This is a genomic window from Ensifer sp. Root127, from assembly GCF_001425225.1.
GTDB lineage: Bacteria > Pseudomonadota > Alphaproteobacteria > Rhizobiales > Rhizobiaceae > Ensifer > Ensifer canadensis.
This window is the reverse complement of the sequence record NZ_LMDX01000023.1, coordinates 266,012-282,549: the sequence shown is the minus strand read 5'-3', so window position 1 is coordinate 282,549 and position 16,538 is coordinate 266,012. Positions and strand designations below refer to the sequence as shown.

At 60.1% G+C, this 16,538-nt stretch carries 15 protein-coding genes; 3 read left to right on the top strand and 12 right to left on the bottom strand.

Annotated elements, in window-relative coordinates; translation table 11 throughout:
- Positions 1–23: 23 nt before the first annotated feature.
- A complete protein-coding gene (locus ASD03_RS23525) occupies positions 24–905 on the top strand; it encodes a dihydrodipicolinate synthase family protein (protein WP_025430386.1) in 882 nt (293 codons plus the stop codon).
- Positions 906–981: 76 nt separating this feature from the next.
- Here the strand turns inward: ASD03_RS23525 and ASD03_RS23520 are convergent, their stop codons facing one another.
- From ASD03_RS23520 to ASD03_RS23490, 6 genes are all read right to left on the bottom strand, one after another.
- Positions 982–2,052, bottom strand: coding sequence for an ABC transporter ATP-binding protein (locus ASD03_RS23520; protein ID WP_025430387.1), 1,071 nt, complete (start codon positions 2,050–2,052; stop codon positions 982–984).
- Entirely contained in the window at positions 2,049–2,876 is an 828-nt protein-coding gene (locus ASD03_RS23515) for a carbohydrate ABC transporter permease (RefSeq protein ID WP_057216812.1), read from the bottom strand. The genes ASD03_RS23520 and ASD03_RS23515 overlap by 4 nt, the downstream gene beginning before the upstream one ends.
- Positions 2,873–3,775 carry a sugar ABC transporter permease gene (locus ASD03_RS23510; RefSeq protein ID WP_057216808.1) on the bottom strand — a complete coding sequence of 301 codons (903 nt, stop codon included), beginning with the start codon at positions 3,773–3,775 and terminating at the stop codon, positions 2,873–2,875. Before ASD03_RS23510 ends, ASD03_RS23515 begins: the two co-directional genes overlap by 4 nt.
- Before the next feature lie 298 nt (positions 3,776–4,073).
- Positions 4,074–5,306, bottom strand: coding sequence for a sugar ABC transporter substrate-binding protein (locus ASD03_RS23500; RefSeq protein ID WP_057207060.1), 1,233 nt, complete (start codon positions 5,304–5,306; stop codon positions 4,074–4,076).
- Positions 5,307–5,365: 59 nt separating this feature from the next.
- Complete coding sequence (locus tag ASD03_RS23495) at positions 5,366–6,268, bottom strand: sugar phosphate isomerase/epimerase (protein ID WP_057216802.1); 903 nt, start codon at positions 6,266–6,268, stop codon at positions 5,366–5,368.
- A 9-nt stretch (positions 6,269–6,277) separates the two neighbouring features.
- Entirely contained in the window at positions 6,278–7,312 is a 1,035-nt protein-coding gene (locus ASD03_RS23490) for a Gfo/Idh/MocA family oxidoreductase (RefSeq protein WP_156408055.1), read from the bottom strand.
- Positions 7,313–7,448: 136 nt separating this feature from the next.
- Here ASD03_RS23490 and ASD03_RS23485 point away from each other — a divergent pair, with 136 nt between their 5' ends.
- Complete coding sequence (locus ASD03_RS23485; protein ID WP_057216795.1) at positions 7,449–8,465, top strand: LacI family DNA-binding transcriptional regulator; 1,017 nt, start codon at positions 7,449–7,451, stop codon at positions 8,463–8,465.
- A 10-nt stretch (positions 8,466–8,475) separates the two neighbouring features.
- Here ASD03_RS23485 and ASD03_RS23480 read toward each other — a convergent pair whose 3' ends face one another.
- From ASD03_RS23480 to ASD03_RS23455, 6 genes are all read right to left on the bottom strand, one after another.
- A complete protein-coding gene (locus ASD03_RS23480) occupies positions 8,476–9,576 on the bottom strand; it encodes a glycoside hydrolase family 88 protein (RefSeq protein ID WP_057216792.1) in 1,101 nt (366 codons plus the stop codon).
- A complete protein-coding gene (locus ASD03_RS23475) occupies positions 9,573–11,138 on the bottom strand; it encodes a glycoside hydrolase family 28 protein (protein WP_057216789.1) in 1,566 nt (521 codons plus the stop codon). Before ASD03_RS23475 ends, ASD03_RS23480 begins: the two co-directional genes overlap by 4 nt.
- Positions 11,139–11,211: 73 nt before the next feature.
- The gene (locus ASD03_RS23470) at positions 11,212–12,477 is read right to left on the bottom strand and encodes an ABC transporter substrate-binding protein (RefSeq protein ID WP_025430396.1); all 1,266 of its coding nucleotides are present in this window, start codon (positions 12,475–12,477) and stop codon (positions 11,212–11,214) included.
- A 40-nt stretch (positions 12,478–12,517) separates the two neighbouring features.
- Complete coding sequence (ugpC, locus tag ASD03_RS23465) at positions 12,518–13,612, bottom strand: sn-glycerol-3-phosphate ABC transporter ATP-binding protein UgpC (RefSeq protein ID WP_025430397.1); 1,095 nt, start codon at positions 13,610–13,612, stop codon at positions 12,518–12,520.
- Between the two features lie 2 nt (positions 13,613–13,614).
- Positions 13,615–14,499, bottom strand: a complete 885-nt coding sequence (locus tag ASD03_RS23460) for a carbohydrate ABC transporter permease (RefSeq protein WP_025430398.1) — start codon at positions 14,497–14,499, stop codon at positions 13,615–13,617.
- 6 nt (positions 14,500–14,505) lie between these two features.
- The gene (locus ASD03_RS23455) at positions 14,506–15,387 is read right to left on the bottom strand and encodes a sugar ABC transporter permease (protein WP_025430399.1); all 882 of its coding nucleotides are present in this window, start codon (positions 15,385–15,387) and stop codon (positions 14,506–14,508) included.
- 202 nt (positions 15,388–15,589) lie between these two features.
- Between ASD03_RS23455 and ASD03_RS23450 the strand changes: the two genes are divergently transcribed.
- Positions 15,590–16,516, top strand: a complete 927-nt coding sequence (locus ASD03_RS23450) for a helix-turn-helix domain-containing protein (RefSeq protein WP_025430400.1) — start codon at positions 15,590–15,592, stop codon at positions 16,514–16,516.
- Positions 16,517–16,538 lie beyond the last annotated feature (22 nt).

Genomic DNA, 16,538 nt, shown 5'->3' with positions numbered 1-16,538 from the left:
CGCTCCCATCACTGGAGATAACAATGTCCAAGCAAGCCTTTGTCGCGCTCGTTACCTGCTTCAACGACGATGAGACGATCAACTACGACGCGACGCGCGCTCAGGTCCGCCGACAGGTGGACGCCGGCAACAACATCATGTGCGCCGGTACGAACGGTGATTTCAGCGCCCTGACCTACGACGAGAAAGTGCGCCTGACCGAGGAGGTCGTCGATGAGGTCGCCGGCCGCGTCAAGGTCATCGTCAATGCCGGCATGCCCGCAACCTTCGAAACGCTGAAACTCGCACGCGAATTCGATCGCATCGGCGTCGATGGTATTGCCGTGATAACCCCGTTCTTCATCGCCTGCACCCAGGATGGTCTGATCCGTCACTTCTCGACCGTTGCGGACGCGGTCGAAACCCCCATCTATCTCTACGATATTCCGGCCCGCACCCAGAACCATATCGAGCCGGAGACCGCGCGCAGGCTTTCACAGCACGGCAACATCGCCGGCATCAAGGATTCCGGCGGAGCAAAAGAGACGCTCGAAGCCTATCTCGAAGTGGCCAGGGACGTTGAGGGTTTCGAAGTCTACTCAGGCCCTGATCATCTGGTGCTGTGGGCGCTGCAAAACGGTGCGGCCGGCTGCATATCGGGCCTCGGCAATGCCATGCCGCACGTGCTGGCGGGAATTTTGAACGCCTTCAATTCAGGCGACATTGCCGAAGCCGAAAGACAGCAGGCGATTTATTCGGCCTTCCGCACGGATCTCTACGCGCTTGGCTTTGCGCCTGCGATGGTGAAGCGATCGCTCTTTCTACAGGACAGCTCCGTTGGTGCCAGCCGCGAGCCGGCCTTGCTGCCCAACAAGACCCAGGACGACCAGATCGAGGAGATCCTGCACCGGTATGGGCTCCTTTGAAGCGGGTGCCGAAACAGCACCACACGCATAAGCGTTTCCCCCGAGCGGCCGGAGCCATGCCCTCGCCGCATAGGCGCTAGGGCAACCGCCGTTCGGTTTGCGCGTCGAAGAGGTGAATGTTGGCGGGCGCGAAGGTCAGGCCGACCTTGTCGCCCGCAGTCACACTCGATCGACCATTGAAGACCACCGAAAGCTCCGGCGTCGTTGCCATCGTCAGGAAACACGTCGCGCCTGTCGATTCGAGCAGCGCGACCGGGACAGAGAGAGCGCCTTTATCGGGCTCGGCAATCTCGATGTGCTCTGGACGCAATCCAACGGTGAGGGCCTGCCCCGGTTGCACAGGCCGATCGAGGACGATCGCCTGTTTGACACCGACGTCGAGGATGACCGAGCGTCCATCCTGGCCCCCCACGGCGGGTATGAAATTCATTGCCGGGGATCCGATGAACCCGGCGACGAATTTGTTGACCGGCCGATCGTAGAGTTCAAGCGGGCTCCCCTGTTGTTCGATGACGCCATCGCGCATGATGACGACGTGGTCAGCCATCGTCATGGCCTCGATCTGGTCATGGGTGACGTAGACGGATGTGGCGCCCAACCGATCGTGCAGCGCACGGATTTCCTTGCGCATATGAACGCGCAGTGCTGCATCGAGGTTCGAAAGCGGCTCGTCGAACAAAAACGCCTTGGGATGGCGGATGATTGCCCGGCTCATCGCCACGCGCTGGCGCTGGCCGCCCGAAAGCTCCCGCGGATAGCGCCCGAGCAGATGGGTGAGCCCGGTGACGGCTGCGACTTCGTTTGCGGCCTTCTTGCGTTCGGCCTTGGCCACCCCCCTGATGCGCAAGCTGTAGGTCAGGTTCTCCTCGACCGTCATATGCGGATAGAGCGCGTAAGACTGAAACACCATCGCCACATCGCGCTTGCGCGGCGGCACGGCGTTCATCACCTCGCCGGCGATCCTCAAGGTGCCGGACGATATGCTCTCGAGCCCTGCGAGGGACCGCAGCAGCGTCGACTTTCCGCAGCCAGATGGACCGACCAGCGCTGTAAAGCTGCCCTTGCGGATTGAAAGCTCGATGTCCTTCAGCGCGTGGTAGGCACCATAGTATTTGTTGACGTTGGTCAGTTCGATCTGGGCGGTCATTTGAGCGCTCCCGAGGTAAGGCCAGAGACGATGCGGCGTTGCAGGAGGACGAAGATGGCGAGGATCGGGGTCACGTAGATCGCCGCATAGGCCATGATGTTGTTCCATTCGTTGGTGTTCGGCCCCATGAAGGAGTTCAGCCCGACGCTTGCCGGCTGCAGTTCGACGGCCTGGATCATGGATTTCGAATAGACGAACTCACCGAAGGCCTGCATGAAGATCAGGATGGCGCTGACGAGAATACCATTGCGCGCGAGCGGCAGGACGATGTTGAAGAAGGCACCGACGCGCGAATTGCCGTCGACAAGCGCGGCCTCCTCCAGTTCCTGCGGCACGCTCATGAAGGTCGCGCGCACCAGCACCACGAAAAACGGCATGCTCTTGGCGGCAATCGCCAGGATGACCGCGAGCCTGGGGTAGTTGAGTAGTCCGATCTGGGAAAAGCCGACGAAGATCGGCGTCACCATCAGCGATGCCGGAAGCACCTGTAGCATGAGGACAAGGAAGAGGCCGATATCGACCCATATGTTGCGATAGCGCGCTAGGACATAGGCACAGCCGACACCGAGCACGGTGATGACCGCGACGGCGCCGCAGGCGATAACCAGCGAATTCCAGATATAGCGGCCCATGTTCCGACTTAGCCAGACGTCGCCGAAAATGTGCCATTGAGGATCCGTCGGCCAAAAGGTCGGCGGGGTGGCGAACATCTCTGAACCGGATTTGATCGTGGTGATGTACATCCAGTAGAGCGGGAACAGGTAGACACCGGCGAGAACGATTGCGATTGCCAGCATCAGCCGGTCACGGGACACGGTATTCATCCGCGCACCTCATGCCGTGTCGAGCGCACGTAGACGACCGAGGCGATCATCACGAAGACGATCATGATCACCGAAATGGTCGCGCCCTTGGCGAAGTCGTACTGCCGGAAAGAGAGGTCCCAGGCCCAATATTGCGTGACGTTCGAGGCATTGTTCGGCCCTCCCGAGGTGATTGCCGCGAAAAGATCGAACTGCTGCAGCGTGAAAATCAGCCCCAGCGCGATGATCGCGCCAATGGACGAACGCATCATCGGCAGCGTGATCGTCCAGAAGCGTTGCCAGACATTGGCGCCATCGAGTTCAGACGCCTCGTAGAGATCGCGCGGAATTGCCGAAAGGCCAACGGACATCAGGATCATGTTGAACGAGGTGCCGAGCCAGATATTGGCGATGATGACGGCCCAGAGGGAAAAATCGGGATCCGAGCGCCAGAAGATATTGCCGCTGATGAGACCGGTTTCACGCAGGATGAAGTTGAGCACGCCGAAGTCGCCGGAGAGGATCCAGTTCCAGATCGCGCCAACGACAAGTCCCGGCATCACCCACGAAACCAGAAAGAGGCCGCGCAGCCACGAGGCGCCCGGAAAGTTCGTCCAGAAGAACAATGCCAGGCCAAAACCGACGAGGAACTGGCCGGCAATCGAGGCGATGACGAAGGTCGCCGTGTTGGCAAGGATCGGCCAAGTTTCCGGCTGGGCGAACAAATCCCGGTAGTTCTTGAGGCCGACGAAAGGGCGCCAGAAACTGCCAAGGCTGAACATGTCGACTTCCTGGAAGCTCATGACGATATTGTAGAGCAGCGGCAGCCCGGACAGAGTGAACAGGAACGCAAGCGGCAGGCTGACGAGGCCGATATCGAAACCGCGACCGTCGATCATGCTGGACAAAAATCGTTTCATGGGCTCCTCCGCCGCCGAGATGGCAGCCGACATCGGCGGCACGCGTCTCGACCTGCAAACTAGAACGACCGAACTGATGCCGACAGCCGGCACAAACTTCCTGGCTTTCCGCTCCAGCGCCTTAGTGCGGCGGAGCACCCTTGATGCGGGCCGGCGAACGCACTTCAGGGAACGCCAGAAGCGCTTCGCCCCATTCAAGAATTCTAGAGCGTTTCCGGCTTAGCCGCAGAACCGCTCTAGCTCTTTGTTTCACGCATTCCCTGACGGAAAACCGCTTCGCACTTTTCCTGGAAATGCTCTAGCCAAGGACCGCCTTTATCTTTTCGGCCGCCTGATCGAGTGCTTCCTTCGGCGCCATCTGCCCGGTCAGGGCGGCCTGGATCGCATCCTGGATCGCCTTGGAAATCTTCGGCCATTCCGGGTGCGGACCGCGCGGCTTTGCGAATTTGAGCTGCTCGTTGAACACCTTGAGGGCGGCGTCCTTGAGCGGCACGCCGGTTTCAGGAATGGCGATGTCGGAGCGGGCCGGCAGCTGCCCGAAGTCCTTGAACATGCGGTTGTCCTGGGAGACGAAATATTCGAGCACCTTGAAGGCTTCGGCCGGATGTTGCGTGTTGGAGAAAATCGCCCAGTTGAAGTCGCCCATCGCCGAAGAGCGCTCCGCACCGACTTCAGGGACCGGTAGCAGCGCCACGCCCCAATCGAACTTCGCTTCGCTCACCATGCGGTCGAGCTCCCATGGCCCGGAGATCGCCATGGCGGCGTTGCCTGAATTGAAGGTGCCGGTCGAATCCCATTGGCCGCGCGTCAACGTATCCGGCGAGGCCAGTTTCTCGGTGATGATCGTCTTCCAGACCTCGAGCGCCTTGACCGCGCCGTCCGAGTTGATGTGCTCGTAGCTGCCGCCAGCCATCTGCGCCCAGGGCAGGAACTGGAATGTCCCTTCCTCGTTTGCCTTGGCCGAGAAGGCGAGACCATAGACGTTGGCTGCAGGATCCGTCAGCTTGCGCGCCGCATCGACCAATTCGTCCCAGGTCTGGGGCGGCTTGTCCGGATCAAGGCCTTTCGCCTTGAACATGTCCTTGTTGTAGTAGAGCGCAATCGTGTTGGTTGCCTTCGGCAGGCCGTAGTTCTTGCCGTCCCACATGGTGGAAGCGAGCGGCCCGGGGAAATAGTTCGACGTCTTCACCACCGTCGACTTGGCGATCATGTCGGTGAGATCAAGGAAGGCGCCGCGCGACGAAAACAGCGCATGCTCGGGATTATCGATGGCGATGATGTCCGGCGCCTGGCCGGTCGAATAGGCTCGCATCGCCTCGCTGACGACATCATCGAACTGGATCTGGCGATATTCGACCTTGATGCCGGCGTTCAACTTGTTGAAGTCCGATATCAGGTTCGGTGCCGGCTGGATGTCGCGATCAAGCGACCAGACGTTGATCGTGACGTCTTCGGCTTTGGCCGAAAGCCCGAACAAAGAGACACCTGCAAGGGCGAGAACGCCCAGGATTGCGGATCCGCGGATAGCCATTTTCTCCTCCTTTGGTTATCCCGCAGCCGGCACCCTCCATGCCGGCCGATATGCACACCTCAGACCGGATCGGCGACGAAGTCGCCGCCCCGGCAAGCCTTGAGATAGTTCAGGCCATGGACCTGGCCGGTCATCTCCAATGCGTCGCGGTAGACCGGATCGTGCCAGCCCTCGATGTCGATCGAGCCGGACCAGCCGGCCAGCCGAAGCTCGGAAATCACGTCGGTCCAATTGGTGTCGCCGAAGCCCGGCGTGCGCATGAAGACGAATTTCTCCTTGCCGAAGATGCCGTGTTCGCGGATGACATCCCAGCGGATGGTCGCGTCCTTGCCGTGCACGTGGAAGATCTTTGTCGCCCATTTGCGGATCTGCGGCAGTGGATCGATCAGATAGACCATCTGATGGCAGGGCTCCCACTCGATTCCGATGTGGTCGTCCGGCGTCTCGTTGAAGATCAGTTCCCAGGCATCCGGATTATGGGCGATGTTCCAGTCACCGGTCTGCCAGTTGCCGTCCATGGCGCAATTCTCGAAGGCAATCTTCACACCCTTGCCGGCCGCGCGTTTTGACAGTTCGGACCAGATTTCCCTGTAGCGCGGCAGACTGTCGGTCAACGGCTTGCCGCGGATGCGGCCGGTGAAACCGGCAACGCAAGTAGCGCCGAAATGGTGGGCATTGTCGATGCAGTCTCGCCACCCCTGCAATGTCTCTTCGTCGATCGCGGTCGTCTCAAGCGGGTTTCCGAACATGCCGAGCGTCGAGATGGTGATGTCGCGGCCGCCGATCGCCTCCACGCAACGTTTGCCGAGCTCGGCAAGGTCCTGGCCATTGGTCGTCTGCCAGAAGAACGGTTCGAAGCTTTCGAAGCCCATTTCGGCGATCTGGTCGATGCGTTTGTCGGCACCGCCCTTGGTGGCCGAGATCATGGTGCCGATGCGGATGGATTTTGCAGGGTTCGTCAAGATGGGCTCCTAGGCTGCAATGGTGACGCGTTTGCCATCACGGGCGCTGTCGATCGCGCCGAAGACCATGGCAAGGCTCTTGATGTTGTCGCTACCGTCCGTTTCAGGCACGGTTCCCGTGTCGATTGCGCAGATGAAGCGCTCGATGACACTCGCATGGCCGTGCGTGTCGGCACGGTCTTCAGCCTCGGGAACCGTGATCGGCTCGACCGCCCGCAGAAAACCTTCATGACCGCTGACGACATTGGCTTCGAAGCGTTCGCCGCCATCCCAGATGAGCGTTCCCTTTGAGCCGGTGATCCGCCACGCACTTTCCCAGCTGGTATTGGCGCCTTGCGCACACCAGGATCCGCGATAGGTGAAGGCGACATTGTCGGAGAATTCGAAGATCGCATTGGCTGCCGCGCCGTGGCGGTACCAGGAGCCTTGCGGATTGTATTCGTGGCAATAGACGGCAAGGGGATCCTTGCCTGACATGAAGCGCGCAGCGTCGAAGGTGTGGATGGCCATGTCGAGCAGCAGGACGTTGTCCATCTGCTCGCGGAAGCCGCCGAAGTGTGGACCGAGGAAGAAATCGCAATGCAGCGCCGTCAGTTCACCGAGGCTGCCGGATTGGATGAGGCGGCGGATCCGGCGAACGCCGTCGATGAAGCGGCGGTTCTGGACGATCGCGTGAATACGTGAAGCGTCGACTGCGAGACGGCGCAGTTCGCGCGCATCATCGAGGGTGGCGGCCATCGGTTTTTCGCTGAGCACGTGGCAACCATGGGCCAGACCGGCTGCCACGACCGCGCGCCGCGCGGCTGGAACGACAACGTCAAACAGCAGATCGGCCCTGCTCTGGCGAAGGACTGCCGGCAGGTCTGTACCGATGATGATGTCGTGAAGCTTGAACTCGGCAGCGAGCGCTTGCGCCGTCGTTTGATCGAGATCGACGAGGCCCACAACCTCCACCTTCCCTCTCAGAAAGTCGCTCTCCGTCAGAGCCTTCAGCCAGCCTTTGGCCATAGCTCCGCACCCGCACAAAACGGCCCTGTGTCTCACGTGATTTCCTCCAGGAACGAAAGCCGAAACTCCTCAGTTGGCTTCCGTAAACGTTTACGATACTATGCGGCAAAGGGTTTTTGTGTCAAGAGGTGTGAAAATGGCCAGTCGCGGGTCTGGGGAGGAACGCGGAAAAATGAAGGGGATTCGCCAACTTGCCGAACACCTCGATATCTCGATCGGCACGGTCTCCCGCGCGCTGAACGGCAAACCCGACGTCAACGAAGAGACGCGAAAAAGAGTCCTCGAAGCAGCGGAATCCCTCGGGTATGTCGCCAACCAATCGGGCCGTGCGCTGAGGAAGGGGACGACCGGCGTCATCGGCTTCATGATGCAGACGGGGTCCGAAATCACCGGCCAGGGCGACACCTTCTTCATGAGCGTCTTCGACGGCGTTCAGACCGTCTTTGCTCGTCACAAGCTCGATCTGGTCGCCTTGCTCTGCTCCTCGCAAGAGGACCCGAACGACTATCTGAAGCGCGTCGTCGCCCGCGGCTTTGCCGACGGCATCATCCTGTCGGCCACCCGGCGCCACGATGCCCGCTTCGAACTGCTGGCAAAGCGCAAGATCCCCTTCATCACGCTCGGACGAAGCCTGACCGATGTCGGCCAGCCCTGGCTGGATCTCGATTTCGAAGGCATGGCCGAGGCATCTATCGACCGGCTGGTTGCGCGCGGACACAAGCATATCGCCGTTACCCGTCCGCACGACGACATGAACCTTGGCTATGTGTTCGAGGACCAGTGCCGCGCCACCCTCGCCCGGCACGGCCTTAATCTCGACGCGCGTCACGTCTTCCGCTCGACGCCCAACGAGGCCGGGGGGTACCAGATCGCCCGGGAACTGAGCGCGCTTGAGACACGTCCGACGGCAATCGTCCTCATCAACGAGGCCATTACCGTCGGGCTTTATCGCGGACTGGTCGAAGCCGGAATAAAACCCGGGCGCGACCTGGCGATCATCGGGCGTCAAAGCCCGCATTCGCAGTTTCTGTCGCCACGACTGACATCGTTCAGCCTGTCGCTACGGGACCTTGGCATTGCACTTGCCGAATCCCTGCTTGCGACGATGCCGGCCTTTGCCGAGATCTACCGCGAGCGATCCGCGCGATGCCTGTGGCCCATGGATCTCGTTCCTGGTGAAAGCGACTGATCAAGCGGCTTCACGAAGCGGCCATCAGGCTTTCCGCATATGCCATCATCAAGGGCCCCACACCTTTGGCGTCATCCGAAACGATGGGTTCGGTGAGATAGTAGCTCGGTGAACCATCGCGATAGTTGCCCTCGAAACCTCCAAGACCGGCGACATGGACAATGGTCGTGAAGCGGGTGATCCCTTCGGCATCGGCAACGAGCCGGGTATTCAACAGCGCGTCAAGGGCGCGCTGCCCGGCCGCAGCCGCCCCCGCAGCAGTGTCCGCCTCGACTAGACCAAGACGAGCGGCGCGCAAAAGCGAATAGGCAAACATGACCGAGGCAGAGCTTTCGAGGTAGTTGCCCTTCAGATCCGGCGCGTCGAGCACCTGATGCCAAAGGCCGGAGGAGGCTGCCTGACGGGCCATGATCTCCTTTAGCAGCAAGCGGGCGCGCTGGCGCAACGAGGCGGTCGCCTGGTCAACAGGAAGTGTCGCCAGAGCATCGACCACTGCCATTGCCAGCCAGCCCACGGCCCGTGCCCAGACAGCGGGAGACTTGCCTGTCACAGGGTCAGCCCAGCGCTGCTGGCGGCTGTCATCATAGCCATGAACATAGAGGCCGCGTGTAGTCGCCGTGAGTGCCAAAGCCGTTGAAAACTGCTGCAACGCATCGGCGATCAGGTCCTTGCGGCCGGTCATCGTCGCATATTCGATCTGGAAGGGCAGTCCCATATACAGCCCGTCCAACCAGACCTGGTGCGGATAGCGCTTCTTGTGCCAGTAATTGCCGGCGGGAATGCGGGGGTGCGTCTCCAGCTGCCCGGCCAGCCGATCGGCGGCCAACCGGTAGCGCACATCATCGGCACCTTCAGCCAACGGGAACAAGGCGCGCCCGGCCAGGATATTGTCGATATTGTATTCCTGGGGGTCGTAGCCCGAAAGTGCGCCATCGGCCGCGATCTGCTGATCGGCGAGACGATGAAGATGCGCCTTCCAGCGCGTTTCGCCTGTCGCATCAAAAAGAAGACTGAGGCCGCGATAGACGCAACCATCCTCGTAGCACCAGCTACCGCCCTTATAGTGGTTATAACGCTTGGCGAATTCGTCGAAATATTCTGTCGGGTTCACGAGAGCATCTCATCGAAAGGAAGGGACACGGGGGCAGCGCTCAACAAGGAGGGATCGTCGCAATCGACCTCTGCCCGCTCGCTGACAATCGTCTCATGACGCATGGCTCGCACGCGATCGGCCATGATGGGTGGCGTTGCGACTGCCGCGGGATTGCTCGAGGTGATTTTAAGGCGGCGGACACGAACGTTGCGGATCGGGGCTTCAGGCAGTCCGAGAAATGCGCCCGCCGCATGGGCGAGCCCGCGGATCTCGACGTCTTCAATGATGACGCCGTCGATGAGCGGCGTTCCAGAATTGACGACCGCCGGCTCACGGCACTGCACCCAGTCATCGTGGCCATCCGCGTCGCAATGATAGTGAGCGTTGGCCGAGAGCGCCGTTTCGACGCCATCGAGCAATACGCGGCGCATTACGATATTGGTGATCGACCCGCCGCGACCGCGACGGGTCTTCAGCCGCAGGCCGCGATCGGTGCCGATCATCTCGCAATCCTCGACGGAGACGTCAACGACGCCGCCGGACATCTCCGAGCCAATCACCAGGCCGCCGTGGCCACGCTCCATCAGGCAGTGACTGACACGGACGCCGCGCGTTTCGGCAAGGTGATCAGCCTCGCCGTTCGGGCCGCGTTTTCCTGCCTTGACGGCAATGCAATCGTCGCCGACTGAAAAGCGCACGCCCGCAATCACGACCTCACGACAGCTCTCAGGGTTGAACCCATCGGTGTTCGGGCTGTCAGCTGGGGCAACGATGGTTAGTCCGGCAGCGGTCAGCCGAGCGCAGCCTTGCGGATGGATCGTCCAGGACGGTGCATTGCGGATCGTAAAACCGAGCAGTGCCACATCACGGCAGTTGATAAGATGCAGGCCACGCGGGCGACGCGCACCATCACGCGTCTCTTTCGGCCAACTCCACCAATCGCCCCTGTCGCCAGATCCGTCGAAGACGCCCCTGCCCTCGATCACCAGGTTATCCGCCTGCACCGCGTTTACCGGGGCATTAAAGCAGGCCGCCGGCAGACCTTCCCAACTTCCAAGCATCCTACCGTTGTGATCGTGGGAAGGGAGAACAGGCCAGCCCGCGCGCACCGAAGGCGCTTGGAGCGTCGCCCCTTCGGCAAGGTGCAAAGTCATTTGACTTTTGAGCCTAAGTGGAAAGGACGTCCACAGGCCCGGACCGAGATGGAGCGTGCCTCCGGTTGGAACGGCTGCGACCGCTTCGCAAAGGGCCGCAGCATTGCTGCGCGCGCCTTCAATATCGTCAGGCGCAATATCGGCGACGAGTCCGAAATCGGTTGCTTCAACGACACCTGCGCAGGGCGCAGTCTGAAACGACAGCGGCTGAAATCCCTCCACCTCGAAAAGATAACGGGTAGCCGGACGAAGCCCGTGCAGAAGGGTGACGACCGTTTGGGCTTCTCCGTGTTGCAGAACGCCGGTCTCATCCGGGGATGAAAGCCGCCAGACCGTCCTCGATTTCAAACGGTAGAGGGCTCCGGGCTGCGGCAGGCATAGCGCCGCCGTTCGCGCCGAGCGCGCGATGATGGAAGGTCGGGTCATGTCGTGCCTCGTGTTGCGTGCCGCCAAGAGACGGAGGACCCGCCGCGGCATCCGCGGCGGGCAGTATCAATGGTCAGTCGAACTCGGCCAGAACGTCGTTCACCGTGTCGATGATCTGTTTGGCGCCATCTTCTGCGCTGATCTGGCCATAGGCGTACTCCTCAAGCGTATCGATGAAAGCGGCACGAATTTCTGGGTGTTCATTGAAGGGCGAAACCATCGGCCCCGTGGCGGCCATGACGATCGCATTGGCGGCGCGAACCTCGGGTTCGCCCTTGTCGCCCAACCTGGCAGCGGCCGCTTTCGACGCGGGAAGACCGCGCGAGGTGCCTAGAGCATCGATGCCTTCCGGCTCGTTCAGGAGGCAGTTGACGATCTGCGCCGCCGCATCCTGGTTCTTCGAGTTCTTGGAGATCGAAAACACCATGGAAGGCTTGCGATAGACGCCTTCGGTAACCGCATCCGAAAGCTTCAGCATTGGTACAGGCTTGAGAACCTGACCATCCTTCAACGGGTCGGCATACTTGGAGTAAGTTGAATCCCATTCGTAGGAGCCGGCGACCTTGCCTTCGGCCCAGGAGGGCTTTTCAAACAGATTGACGTTGCCGTCGGCGGCCTCCTCCTTCTGCGAGCGGATCGCGCCGGTTTCCACCAGCTTGCCGAGGAAGGAGATGCCTTCGGCGAGTTCCTCTGGCGTCCATGCTACGCGGTTGCTCGTCTGATCGACGAGATCCTTGCCAGTCTTCTGCACGACGGCAAGGGTCACCAGCAATTGGGCAGTCTCCTTCACCGCGTTGAAGGTGTAGTGGTCCTTGCCGAGCTTGTCCTTGATGGTCGCGGTTGCGGCGAAGAACTCGTCCCAGGTCTTCGGAATTTCGACGCCTGCCTTTTCGAAGGTCGTCGCGTTAAAGAAGAAGACACGACCCGTCGTCGAGACGGATAGCCCCTGCAGGACCCCATTCATCGAACCGGCCGCGAGATCGCCTTCCGTCCAGTTGGACAGGTCGATTGCCTTCAGCGTGCGAAGGTCGGCGAACCCCTCGCCATTCTTGGAAAACAGCGGCAGCCACGGCCAGTTGACCTGAACGATATCAGCTTCGGTCCTGCCGGCCATTTGCGTCGTCAGTTTTTCGAGGTAGCCGTCGAAGCCGGTGAACTCGCCCTTGACCGTGTGGCCGTATTTCTGGCCGCAGGCAGCTGTCGCCTTTTGAGTGGCTACGTGACGACTATCACCGCCCCACCACGCCATGCGCAGTTCGGCGGCGCCAGCGGTGGCACCGAACGTGAGCGCGCCATAGGCGACGCCGGTCAATGCAAGCAAGGTTTTCGCAGTCTTCATGGTTCTCCTCCTTCTTGGTGTATGGCCCAACGCCGCCTCCTCAAAGCGACACGTTGCGACCGTCAGTCTTGTCGAAAATGTGCAATCGTTCCGGATCGGGACGAAGGCGGATGATCTCCGACCCTCCCAGTGCCTCGAACTCGGCTGCGCCGACGACGCTCACCACCTTGCGACCCTCGAGATCAGCGTGGAGATAGACCTCGTGCCCCATGAACTCAGCATTGGTGAGCTTCGCGGTGAGCGCCGGCCCATCCGCCGCCAGCGATAGATGCTGTGGTCGGGTCCCGATCACGGCTTCTGTCGGGCGGGCCGAAAGTCGACCTTCAAGGTGTGGTCCGAGCGGCAAGGTTTGGCTGCCGATTGAAAAGGAAGATCCGTCGAGCCGGGCGTCGACGAGGTTCATTTCCGGACTGCCGATGAAGCCGGCCACGAACAGGTTCGCCGGGCGATCGTAGAGTTCCTTGGGCGTGGCCACCTGCATGATGTGACCCGCCTGCATTACGCATATGCGATCCCCCATCGTCATGGCCTCGGTCTGATCATGCGTCACGTAGATGACCGTCGACGACAAGCCCTCCGCTTTGAGCTGGCGATGCAGGTCGGTTATGCGGACGCGCATCGAGGCTCGCAACTTGGCGTCGAGATTGGATAGTGGCTCATCGAACAGGAAGACGCCCGGCTTCTTGATGAGCGCGCGACCGAGAGCCACGCGCTGGGCCTGACCGCCTGAAAGCTGCTTGGGAAGGCGGTCGAGAAGCGGCTCGATTTCGAGGATCTCGGCCACCTGCTTAATCGCGGCCTCGATCTCCGCCTTCGGCTTGCCGGCGATCTTGAGCCCGAAGGCCAGGTTTCCGCGAACCTTCATATGAGGGTAAAGAGCGTAGTTCTGGAAGACCATGGCAATTGAGCGCTTGCCCGGCGGCAGATCGTTGACGCGCCGGTCCCCAATGAGGACTTCCCCGCCGGAAATCTCCTCGAGCCCCGCCACCATGCGCAGCGTCGTCGATTTGGCGCAGCCCGACGGGCCGACGAAAACCATGAACTCGCCGTCGTTGATGTCGAGATTGATGCCATGGACCGCCTTGAAGGCGTTGCCATAGACCTTTTCGAGATTTTTCAGTTGAACCTTAGCCATGTTCAGCCCTTGATCCCCCCGGAGGAGATCCCTTCAATGAAGTAACGTTGCGCAGCAAAGAACACGATCAGAGCAGGGGCGATCGTGAGCACCGACATCGCGAGGATGCGGTTCCATTCGAAAGCTTCGGTCGTGTCGATCGAAAGCTTGAGGGCGAGGCTGACCGGATACTTGTCCACCGAGGACAGATAGATCAGCGGCCCGAGGAAATCGTTCATGGTCCACATGAACTGGAACAGGCACACCGAAATCAGTGCCGGGGCGAGCATCGGGACCACGATATAGATCAGCGTCTGGATGCTATTGGCACCATCCACCCGTGCCGCCTCCTCCATGTCTGTTGGCAATGAGCGCAGGAATTGCACCAACATGAAAACGAAGAAGGCGTCGCCAGCGAGCGCTGACGGCACCCAGAGCGGCAGAAAACTGTCGAGCCAGCCAAGATCACGGAACAGGATATATTGAGGAATGCGGGTGACGACATTGGGCAACAGCAGGATTGCAATGACCGAGCCGAAAAGGATCTTCTTGAATGGGAAATCGAACCGGGCGAACGCATAGGCCGCCAGCGTGCAGGAGATGGCCGTCCCGATCACCTTTGGCAGGATGATCAGGAAGGAATTCCAGAAGAACCGGCCGAACGTATAGGGTGTCGATGTCTGCCAGCCCTTGATGTAACCTTCGGCAGTCGGGTTCTCCGGCAGGAAGCCTGCACCTGCGAAGATTTCGGAATTTGTCTTTAAGCTCGCTCCAACCAGCCAGATGAGCGGATAGAGCATGACGAAGCCGACTGCGAAGAGCAGAACATAGCGGACCGCCGTCGAGACGAGACGGAGCCTTGCCCTGCGAGCGGCCTGGAGATCGTTGAAGGTTGCGAGATCGGTCATTTGCGGTCAGCTCCTCTTGTCGCCTGCGTAAAAGACCCATTTCTTCGATGACCAGAAGGCAACGAGGGTCAGGGCGGTGACGATGGTGAAGAGCACCCATGCTATGGCCGAGGCATAGCCCATGTTGAACTTCTTGAAGGCCTCGTCGTAGATGTAGAGCGGCAGCAGATACGTCGCCTTCAGCGGACCACCCTGTGTGATGATGTAAGGTCCGTTGAACTCCTGGAATGCTTGAACCATCTGCATGATGAGGTTGAAGAAAATGACCGGGGTCAGCAGTGGCAACGTGATGAAGAAGAAGGTGCGCACCTTGCCCGCGCCGTCGATGGCTGCTGCCTCGTAAAGCGACTTGTCAATCGACTGCAGAGCGGCGAGGAAAATCACCATGGCTGATCCGAACTGCCAGCATCGCAATAGCGTGATGGTGAACAGCGCGTTCGTCGGATCACCAAACCAGTCAACCGGAGAAAAACCGACCGTCGTCAGCGCCATGTTGGCAAGCCCCTCCGTGGCGAAGATGTAGCGCCACAAAACGGCAATGGCGATTGAGCCGCCGAGGATGGAGGGAACGTAGAAGGCGGTTCGGAAGAGACCGATGAACATCAGCTTGTAGTTTAGGATCGCGGCGATGAAGAGCGCGAAGGCAAGCTTCAACGGTACCGTCAGGAACACATAAAGCAGCGTGACGTTCAGCGACTTCGTGAAGGTGCGATCGCGAGTGAAGAGCCGTTCGTAATTGGCAATCCCTGTCCACCGAGGTTCGCTCATAAGGTCATAGCTGGTGAAGCTCAGGTACAGCGACCCGATGAAAGGGATCGCCGTGAAGACCAGAAGGCCGATGATATACGGGGCGAGATAGCCCAGCCCCATAAGGCGCTGCATCTTCATGACATCCCTCCCGGGCAGCCCTTGAGCGCAGCCTGCATAGATGCAATTTTGTACAAATCTGGCTCCCAATTCGGTGCAGGAAGAATGGGCGGAATGCCACGTTTCTATACCACGAACCGATCTCCTCCCCAGAAGACACGGTTTATTCGGTGACATTGGGCTATTTTCAGATCAGAATGAATTCACAAAGGGAAGGAAAAAGATGGACGAAATCGAAGGTGGTATTCTATCGGCGATTCCCGCCGCGGCGTTGACGCTCAACCTGACGCGCGCGGCGATCCGCATGGAGCATTCGCAAACCTGGCGGATCGACAAATCCAATCCGGTCGACGATCTCGTCATCTGCCTTGAGGGCCGCGGTCATTATCTGATCGACGGCGAACCACGCGTGATGGAGCGGGGCGACGCCATGCTGATCAGCGGCGGCCAACACTTCATCGGCTGGAATGAAGGGCGCGAAACCTATATAGGCGTGGCGCAGCACTTTACGCTCGACATCTATGGTCGTCACAATCTCATCGAGCAGATGCAACTCAGGCCCAAACTGCAACTGAGCCGCTGGCCGTTTCTGGAACCGATTGCCCGTCACTACCGTCAGAGCGCGCCCCCTTCCTCGGTATCGCTCGGCCAGCACCATCTTTTCATGGTCCTTCTCATCGCCTTCATCGAGGATGCGTTTCTCGGGTGGCGCGACCACGCGACCTACCAGCCGGAGGGCGCGGATGCGATTGACCTTGCGGTGATGAAGGCAGCAACGATGATCTCGGCCAATCCGCTTGAAACCGACATCGCCATGAGGGCGGTCGATGCCGCACCCTACAACTACGATTATTTTCTGCGCGAATTCCAGAAGCGCGTCGGCCGCACGCCACGCAAATACCAGGAGCTCAAGCGAATGGAGCGCGCGATGCATTTTCTGGAAGGAGGGCTTTCGGTTGCGGCAGCGGCTGCGGAGGTCGGCTATGCAGACCCCTATTACTTCTCGCGCATGTTCAAGCGCACACTTGGGCTCAGCCCCCGCGACCACCTGAACAAGGTTCATCAGAGCCGGCATGGCGACTTGATGCAACTCGACGAACCGGAGCAGGAAATACGCCTTGCAACCGCCCGCACGATCGAGAAGCGATAAACGGACGATCGAAATTATGAAG

Coding starts and splice junctions, on each gene's coding strand:
- ASD03_RS23525 (WP_025430386.1), top strand. CDS start 24: ATGTCCAAGCAAGCCTTTGTCGCGCTCGTTACCTGCTTCAACGACGAT.
- ASD03_RS23520 (WP_025430387.1), bottom strand. CDS start 2,052: ATGACCGCCCAGATCGAACTGACCAACGTCAACAAATACTATGGTGCC.
- ASD03_RS23515 (WP_057216812.1), bottom strand. CDS start 2,876: ATGAATACCGTGTCCCGTGACCGGCTGATGCTGGCAATCGCAATCGTT.
- ASD03_RS23510 (WP_057216808.1), bottom strand. CDS start 3,775: ATGAAACGATTTTTGTCCAGCATGATCGACGGTCGCGGTTTCGATATC.
- ASD03_RS23500 (WP_057207060.1), bottom strand. CDS start 5,306: ATGGCTATCCGCGGATCCGCAATCCTGGGCGTTCTCGCCCTTGCAGGT.
- ASD03_RS23485 (WP_057216795.1), top strand. CDS start 7,449: ATGAAGGGGATTCGCCAACTTGCCGAACACCTCGATATCTCGATCGGC.
- ASD03_RS23475 (WP_057216789.1), bottom strand. CDS start 11,138: ATGACCCGACCTTCCATCATCGCGCGCTCGGCGCGAACGGCGGCGCTA.
- ASD03_RS23470 (WP_025430396.1), bottom strand. CDS start 12,477: ATGAAGACTGCGAAAACCTTGCTTGCATTGACCGGCGTCGCCTATGGC.
- ugpC (WP_025430397.1), bottom strand. CDS start 13,612: ATGGCTAAGGTTCAACTGAAAAATCTCGAAAAGGTCTATGGCAACGCC.
- ASD03_RS23460 (WP_025430398.1), bottom strand. CDS start 14,499: ATGACCGATCTCGCAACCTTCAACGATCTCCAGGCCGCTCGCAGGGCA.
- ASD03_RS23455 (WP_025430399.1), bottom strand. CDS start 15,387: ATGAAGATGCAGCGCCTTATGGGGCTGGGCTATCTCGCCCCGTATATC.
- ASD03_RS23450 (WP_025430400.1), top strand. CDS start 15,590: ATGGACGAAATCGAAGGTGGTATTCTATCGGCGATTCCCGCCGCGGCG.